Source organism: Desulfoluna sp. (genome assembly GCF_030145185.1).
Lineage (GTDB): Bacteria > Desulfobacterota > Desulfobacteria > Desulfobacterales > Desulfolunaceae > Desulfoluna.
Genome location: NZ_JAQYWB010000124.1, coordinates 1 through 8,242, shown reverse-complemented (window position 1 = coordinate 8,242; position 8,242 = coordinate 1). Strand labels below are relative to the sequence as shown.

General features: G+C 55.6%; 5 protein-coding genes. 3 read left to right on the top strand and 2 right to left on the bottom strand.

Annotated elements, in window-relative coordinates:
- The first annotated feature begins 959 nt into the window (after window positions 1-959).
- Window positions 960-1,709 (top strand): Ran-binding zinc finger domain-containing protein, encoded by a 750-nt coding sequence (locus Q1Q75_RS21900; protein WP_300675238.1) that lies wholly within the window; start codon window positions 960-962, stop codon window positions 1,707-1,709.
- A gap of 39 nt (window positions 1,710-1,748) precedes the next feature.
- Window positions 1,749-2,222, top strand: a complete 474-nt coding sequence (gene ybaK, locus Q1Q75_RS21895; RefSeq protein ID WP_300675236.1) for a Cys-tRNA(Pro) deacylase — start codon at window positions 1,749-1,751, stop codon at window positions 2,220-2,222.
- Window positions 2,223-2,226: 4 nt separating this feature from the next.
- On the opposite strand, the gene Q1Q75_RS21890 is transcribed toward ybaK, so the two are convergent.
- Window positions 2,227-3,345 carry a DUF3524 domain-containing protein gene (locus Q1Q75_RS21890; RefSeq protein WP_300675234.1) on the bottom strand — a complete coding sequence of 373 codons (1,119 nt, stop codon included), beginning with the start codon at window positions 3,343-3,345 and terminating at the stop codon, window positions 2,227-2,229.
- Window positions 3,346-3,427: 82 nt separating this feature from the next.
- On the bottom strand, window positions 3,428-3,832 hold the full coding sequence (locus Q1Q75_RS21885) for a MerR family DNA-binding transcriptional regulator (protein ID WP_300675232.1): 405 nt from the start codon (window positions 3,830-3,832) through the stop codon (window positions 3,428-3,430).
- Between the two features lie 362 nt (window positions 3,833-4,194).
- Between Q1Q75_RS21885 and Q1Q75_RS21880 the strand changes: the two genes are divergently transcribed.
- Window positions 4,195-6,294, top strand: a complete 2,100-nt coding sequence (locus Q1Q75_RS21880) for an acetate--CoA ligase family protein (protein ID WP_300675230.1) — start codon at window positions 4,195-4,197, stop codon at window positions 6,292-6,294.
- Window positions 6,295-8,242: the final 1,948 nt, after the last annotated feature.

Below are 8,242 nucleotides of genomic sequence, written 5' to 3'. Positions count from 1 at the left end.
GGGTTAAACGCACCTGTTGCGGGTCTTTACACGTGGAGGCAGGGACTCCGGAGAGCATGCCCTGGCTGGGCCTGGGACCGGTGTGAATACGCGTGCTTGGTGCTTGGTTCTTCGTGCTTGGTTCGAGGAGTCGCTGTGCTCCGGCAGTTATGGAAAAACCAGCACCGTCTTTCTCGCCCCCAGGCTCTGCCTGGGGGTGTCGGGTACAAGTCTCTGCCTTGCCGGTATGAATAGCCGTAGCGTGGGGGTAAAACTCACAGAATGCGGAGCTTCAAGCTTGGAGGCAGAGCCTCCGGGGAGCATTCCCAGGCGGAGCCTGGGAACGAGGTGAAAAAACGTGCCTGGTGCTTGGTTCTTCGTGCCTGGTTCGAGGAGTCGCTGGGCTCCGGCAGTTATGAAAAAACCAACACCGTTCTTTCTCGCTCCCAGGCTCTGCCTGGGGGTGTTGGGTGCAAGGCTCTGCCTTGCCGGTATGAATAGCCGTGGCGCAGGGGTGAAACTCACAGGTTGCGGAGCTTCAAGCGTGGAGGCAGAGCCTCCGAAGAGCATTCCCAGGCGGAGCCTGGGAACGAGGTGAAAAAACGTGCCTGGTGCTTGGTTCTTCGTGCTTGGTTCTTGGTTCTTGGAGTCGCTGCGCTCCGGCAATTATAAAAAAAGCCACACCGAAGACCGTCACGGGAGTGACCCAAATTTCTGGTAAAATCATCACAGCCGTCGTTTACCCAATCTCTGGTGCACAGAGAGCACCTTACAGGGTGACAACCCGCCGCAGGCGCATTAAAGCCAACGTTGCATATAGAATAATTTTTATATAAATGTGGCTGTGAGCGAAGCGATTTCCACGAACGAAGAACCAGGCACCAAGAACGAGGAACGCTTTATTTTATATGTGACCATGAGCGAAGCGATTTCCATGAACGAAGAACCAGGCACCAAGAACGAGGAACGCACTAATTCACATGACTCAAACTCAAAAATGCCCCAAATGTGGATACGATAACGCCTCACGCTCGCAGGAGTGCCTGCGATGCGGCGTGATCTTTTCACGGATCAAGTCGATCCATGGATCCTCACCAGAGCCGCAAGAAAAGCCGAATAAGCCCAAAAGGCACGAAGCCTATGGTAAGGACACCCACGTTACTTTTTACGAGCAGGAAAACGCTTCTGAAGGGATTTTTTACGTGGTGCTCAAAGGCGGGTTGCTGGTATTGCTCGCGCTTTGGGGGCTCAAGCTGGCCGCCATCCCCCTCATCGAGGGCGGGGCGGGTAACTCGTTTCTGCACAATGTGAACCTTCCGTTCCATGAAGCGGGCCACCTTCTCTTCAAGCCCTTCGGTCGGCTGATACACTCTCTGGGCGGCACCCTGGGGCAACTTCTCATGCCCTTGATCTGCCTGCTCACCCTGCTGTTAAAACAACGGGATCCCTTCGGAGCGTCGGTCTGCCTCTGGTGGATCGGCGAAAATTTTCTCGACATCGCGCCCTATGCCGATGACGCGCGTCGCCTCACACTCCCCCTTCTGGGCGGAAATGTCGGCAGCGCCGCACCCTATGGATTCCACGACTGGCAGTTCATCCTGACGGAGACAGGGCTTCTTGAAAAAGACCACGCCATCGCCGCCGGGTTCAAGGGACTGGGGATCCTGCTGATGGTGGCGGCCATTGCCTGGGGTGCCCACAGCATCTATGAAAAACACATCAAAGAGTAAAAATATAAACAGTTAACAAAAATCACCTGGAGTACTGCATTGACACCTGGAATCAACCTGCTGAAAAAGAAGAAGATCGCACATAAGGTCCACAGTTTCAAACACGACCCCAACTACGGCGCCTACGGGGATGAGGTCGTGGAAAAACTCGGGCTCCCTGCGGAACGGGTTTTCAAGACCATCATCGTGGCCCTGGACGGCAATGGAAAGAACCTCTGCGGCGCCATCGTCCCCGTGACCGGCCTCACCGACCTCAAGCACGTGGCCAAGGCCGCCGGAGCGAAAAAAGCGGCCATGGCCGATCCCAAAGAAGCAGAGCGGGCCACCGGCTATGTCACCGGAGGGATCAGCCCTGTGGGCCATAAAAAACGCATTCCTCTACTCCTGGATGCCCAGGCCATGGAGCATCCCACCATCATGGTCAGCGGCGGCAAACGGGGCCTTGAGATCGAACTCTCGGCACAGGACCTCATCACAGCCACCGGAGCCCGTGTGGCGAGCATTCATAAATAAAAAATCACTCGGAAATCAAGGAAGCGAGGGCCGCATCGTAGTCCGATATCAGGTGCTGCCAGCCATAGGCCTTCATATGATGAGCCAGGCTGACAGCGGATTCTGAGGCCCCCTGTTCACCGCAACTCTGAAGGAGTGCGCGAAGCTTGGCGATGCAATCTCTGCGGCTGGTGTACAGGTGGGCCTCATGGAAGGCTTCGGGGAGGACCTCGGGATAGGCCAGACGCTTTGGCAGCAGAGGGAGGCACCCATGGGCCATGGCCTCCACCACCGAGATGCCGAAATTTTCCTGAACCGCGGAGCTCACGACCACGGCCCCGCGTGCCAGCCACGCCCGATAGGCCTCGGCTGAATCGCAGTAACCGAAATGAACCACGCGGTCTTTCAACAGCTTTCGGGCTTCATGAAAGGGGGCTTCGGCCTTTCCGCCCGCAGACTCACCCAGGAGAGCGACCTGGAAGGCCACCCCTTCTCCGGCAAGAGAGGTCAACACGTTCAGCATGGCGGGAAAATTTTTATCGTAACTCCAGCGATGGTTCCAGATGATAAGGGGAGGATCGGTCTGCCTGGTCTCCAAGGATGGTGCCCCCACAGGAAGACGGCAGCCCGGATAAAGGACCTTTGATTTTCTTGCGAGGGTCTCTTCCAGCCCCCTGGGGAGAAAATCCGGGAAACGGGAAAAAAAAGGATCGAGGCTCTTAAGAAATAAATCGCGGTGGTGGCCGGAGTTAAACACAACCCCCTCGGCGGCAAGGACGGTTGCGATCTCCTGCATCACCAGATCCACACTGACTGTCTCTCCCTTGGGGGGCGGATAGGTGAGCTGGCTTTCATGCATGTAGACCAGGGTGGAAGGGCAATTCGGCACCCACCCTTTCAACCGGGCAAGGTCCACCATGTTGGAGACGATCATGCCATCGACATCGCAGGGTCCGTCACTGCCGAAGAACCCGGGCAGGACCTCGGCATAATGCAGAGCGGAACCCCGCATGCGCCACTTCCAGTACTCGCCAGGCAGGGTCAGCAGCTCGATATCATGACCGCTGTGATCCCTGAGCCCTTCGGCAAAGGCTTTGTGTGATCCGCTGAAATGGGGTTCCAAAAAGAGAAAACGACGGGACATAAAAAAACCACGTGTCAAAGGTAAGGCCTGAAACGAGGTGTGGGCATCGTCAGGTCATCAGCATCGTCAGATAATATCAGCATCACTCGTCGTCGGTGAGCTCACGGAGACGGTCGGCCATCTTCGCCTGAAAGGAGACCAGCTCTTCCTCCAGGAGCTTCAAATCGTTAATGCGCTCCTGCACATCGGTGATTTTTCCCTGCCCCATGGCCAGCGTCTTGCGAATCTGCTCTACCTCGTCAATATCGATATCGGTCAGACCGATGATCTCAGAGATCTCCTCCAGAGAATACCCGAATCGCTTCCCACGGAGGATCAACTTCAGCCGCACATGATCCCGACGACTGTAGATTCGTTGATTGCCGTCGGTGCGGCGGGGGGAAATGAGGTCCTTTTCTTCGTAAAACCGAATGGACCGGGTGCTGATGTCAAACTCCCCGGCGAGGTCCGAGATGGTGTAGTATATTTCTTTGCCCTGGCGCTTCAATGCTAAGGATCTCCTGGTTTAATCATCAATCTGCCTGCTCCACAGCAAACTAAGGAGGCATCGTTTTCAGTGCCCGTTCACTCATAAAGATTGGAAACAAGCGTGCATCCATCCTGCGAGAACTCGTCCGTACATATGCGCTCCAATGATTCTTGTCAAGAACTGCCTCAGAACCTCTTAAATCAGCACCATCCATGATAAATTGAATTTTTACGGGCAACTGATTCTTGCGCTTGACACACAAAAAACTTTCGCATATACAGTTGACGTTAACGTCAATTCATAAAGTTTTCCCGCCAGGCTGAACATCGTACTCCATACACAACACGCATCACAATTAGAGACAAGGACTGCGGAGGACTATGAAAAAAATTTTCTATCCCGAATCCATTGCCATCTGGGGCCTTTCCAATCGAGAGAACAACATCCCCCGGCTGATGCTTGAAAACCTGATTCGTTGGGGCTACGAGGGCCGCCTCTTCGGTATTCACCCCAAAGGAGACGAGAAGCATGTGGATGGGGTCAAGATGTATAAACACATCAACGATCTCCCGCAAACACCCGATCTGGCCGTATTTCTGCTCCCCGCCCACCTGATCCCGGCGGCCCTTCGCGAAGCGGGCGAGGCCGGGGTGGATCGCGCCGCCATCCTCTCCGGTGGGTTCAACGAAACCGGCCCGGAAGGGGAAAAATTAGCCCAGGAGCTCATGGACGTGGCCGAGGCCTTTAAGATCCGGTTCATCGGTCCCAATGGCCTGACCGTCGCCAACACCGCCAACGGCCTCTGCCTCCCCTTTACCCCGACCTTTAAAACCCCCAGCGGCGGGATGAGCCTGATCACCCAGAGTGGCGGGATGGGCCTGTTCCTCTGGCACCTCATGGACGACGAAAACATCGGACTGGCCAAATTCGCCAGCATCGGCAACAAACTTAACGTCAGCGAAATCGACTGCATCCGCTACTTCGGGGACGATCCCGAGACCAAAATAATCTGTCTCTATCTGGAGAGCATCACCAACGGCCGTGAGCTGATCCAAGCCGCCTCCGAAGTCGACAAACCCGTGATCATCTTCAAGTCCAACACCACCGATGCAGGCAACAAAGCGGCCATGAGCCACACGGCGGCCATCAGCAACGACGAAGCGATCATCGACTCCGCCTTTGAGCGGGCCGGGATCCTCCGCATCGAAGAATTTGAAGATTTTATCAACGCGGCAAAAGTCTTTGAGTTGCCCCCCATGATGGGCAACCGCATCATGGTCATGAGCCCGGCCGGAGGCTTTACGGTCCTCATGGCCGACCTCTGTGAAAAAGCAGGGTTTGAATTTGCCGATCCCGGCGAAGCGTTCTACCGGGAGATCGGGGCGTTCACCAACGCCGGGGTGATCAAGCTCTCAAACCCCCTGGACTTAGGGGATATCTACGACCCCTCGGCCACGGCCAGCGTCATCAACCTCGTCCTTCACAACGAAAACGTGGACGGGGCCGTCTACCTCACCCAAAATCCGCAGATGCCAAAAAACGATGATGTCTTCAACAAAATGTTCAAGACCGATATCTCCAAAGAGGTCACCGGCGCCATCCGCTCCTCTGGCAAACCCATGGCATCCTGCCTTTACGGCCCCTCCCGCACCATCAACCGGGTGAAAAAAAACGTTAACGTGCCCATCTTCAATACCCCGGAGGCCATGATCCGCATCATGAAACTCCAGCAACGCTATCACGCCCGGCGCTTAGAGCCCGCCTTCACCACGGCCCTTCCGGAAGGAATCGACATGAAAGCCGCCGCCACCTGGGTGACATCCCATTCCGGACCCTGCGGTGAAGAGACCCTTGAGCTGCTCACCGCCTTTGGCATCCCCGTGGCCCGAAACCAAACCGCAGCCACCCTGGAGGAGGCGATCAAAGCAGCCGACACCCTCGGCTACCCCGTGGTCATGAAAGTCATCAGCCCCGATGCCATCCACAAATCCGACGCCGGGGGCGTCCTCGTGGGCCTGAAAGACAGGGACGCCGTTAAAAATGGGTTTTCAACCATCCAGGCCAACTTAACCGCCTATAACAAAGAAGCCCGATTCAACGGCGTCCGCCTCATGACCATGGCCGGCGACGGCGTCGACATGTTCGTCGGCGGCAGCGTAGACGACGCCTTCGGCCCCGTCACCCTCTTCGGCTACGGCGGTATCTACATCGAAGTCTTCAAAGATGCCCAGACCGTCTTGTGCCCCTCCAACCCCCAGGAGATCACCACCCGAATCAACCGCCTGAAGACAGCCCCGATCCTGGAAGGCACTCGGGGAAAAACCCGCACCGACATCGAGGGCTATATCGACCTCATCCACCGGGTCACCCACCTCATGGCCACCTTCCCCGAGATCCAGGAGCTTGACCTCAACCCGGTCCGGCTCATAGAAGACGGGTCCGGGGTTCTTGCGTTGGATGCGAGGTGCCGGATTGTGTGAGTGGAATGAATGAGAACACGAGGGAGGGAGGGCACCACAGCGCCCTCCTGGGTGATTGCCTCCCCTGATCCGTCACTGGTTTGTAAAAACCGTTCTTGGTTCTTGGTTCTTCGTTCGAGGAGTCGCTCCGCTCCATCAATGATTAACAACCATGCGCTGGTGGCTGGCGTAATTTTAGAAGTAGTGCGTATGGCCTAAGCATGGGTGAGAAAAAATGGGACCGCTGCTTGGGTTTTAAGAATGGTAACTATTCAGCGTCTAAAAAGCCTCCGGCGGCAAGGTGTGCCACCTTGAAAGCAGGTTTTGGTGCAAAAAAAACTCTGCACACTGGGTATTGTTGGCAACCTGTAGGATGGGCAAAGGTAGTGCCGTGCCCATCTGGCGCGGGTGCAACCGATCACGCCGGGGAGAGATGCTGCGTCGTCAAAATTTATCCAATTTTCAGCGTTGTGGGTTTCCCGACGGGATTGTGTGAGTGAGAACACGATGATGTTTATGGGATGAGATCACTTCGGGCATGGATCCCCGGTCACTTGGCGATACAAAAGGTGGCGAGTTCCGGTCTGTAAAACGGCACAACCGCATCCATTTTCCGGGCAGCCGGGGAAGACGAGGAGGCGAAGAGTGTCCTCTACCGTCTTTCCCGCGAAGGCGGGAACCCATGGTGGATAGAGGACACTGCCAGAATAACGAAAACACACCGCCACGTGACAACACGTAGGGTGTGCTTGCGCACCATTTATCCAAGAGACCAACACATTTTGCTATTCCTGGACGATGTGGGGGAGAGTCGGGTACGGGTTTTTGGGCGGTTCGGTTCATCCGCGGTGCGCAAGCACACCCTACCTTTGTGACCCGAAATCCGGCGGTAACGCGTCACATAAGGGTGCCTGATCCAAAGTACGTTGAGTTCCCAAGTCCACGGTTTTGATGTCTTTACGTTCTGCCATCTCGCCTTTAGCCATTAGCCTTTTGCCATCTCCACCAGCCCCGGCTTTTTTATAATAGATTGAGCGCAGCGACTCCTCGAACCAAGAACCAGGCACGAAGAACTAAGAACGCTTTTGCCTTTATCCAAGAACCAAGAACGCTTTTAATTGATAGATCCCCGGTCACTTGGCGATACAGAAGGTGGCGAGTGTCGGGCTGTAAAACGGCACAACCGCATCCATTTTCCCGCGCTGTCTTCGTCTTTCCCGCGCAGGCGGGAATCCACGGTGGATAGGGGACACTGCCAGAATAACGAAAACACACCGCCACGCGACAACACGTAGGGTGTGCTTGCGCACCCTTTATCCAAGAAACCAACATCTTTTGCTATTTCTGGACGATGTGGGGGAGAGTCGGGTACGGGTTTTTGGGCGGTTCGGTTCATCCGCGGTGCGCAAGCACACCCTACCCTTGCAGCCCGGAGATTGTCGGGAATGTGTCAGTTAAAAGTACCCGAACGCCTTTAAAAAGGGATATTCAACCCAATCTACTTCAGCCTGCCGGAATAGCGAAAAAATCCTCCCACGCGACATCACGTAGGGTGTGCTTGCGCACCATTTGCTCGTAAAACCAGCAGCTTTTGGTATTTCTGGGCGGCGTGGGGGAGATGCGGGCATAGGTTTTTGGGGCAGTGCGGTTCATCCGCGGTGCGCAAGCACACCCTACCCTTGCAGCCCGGAGATTGTCGGGAATGTGTCAGTTAAAAGTACCCAAACGCCTTTAAAAAGGAATATTCAGCCCAAGCTACTTCAGCATGCCGGAATAGCGAAAAAATCCTGCCACGCGACATCACGTAGGGTGTGCTTGCGCACCATTTGCTCGTAAAACCAGCATCTTTTGGTATTTCTGGGAGGCGTGGGGGAGATGCGGGCATGGGTTTTCTTGGCTGTTGCGGTTACCCGCGGTGCGCAAGCACACCCTACCCTTGCAGCCCGGAGATTGTCGGGAATGTGGCAGT

Coding starts and splice junctions, on each gene's coding strand:
- Q1Q75_RS21900 (WP_300675238.1), top strand. CDS start 960: ATGACTCAAACTCAAAAATGCCCCAAATGTGGATACGATAACGCCTCA.
- Q1Q75_RS21890 (WP_300675234.1), bottom strand. CDS start 3,345: ATGTCCCGTCGTTTTCTCTTTTTGGAACCCCATTTCAGCGGATCACAC.
- Q1Q75_RS21880 (WP_300675230.1), top strand. CDS start 4,195: ATGAAAAAAATTTTCTATCCCGAATCCATTGCCATCTGGGGCCTTTCC.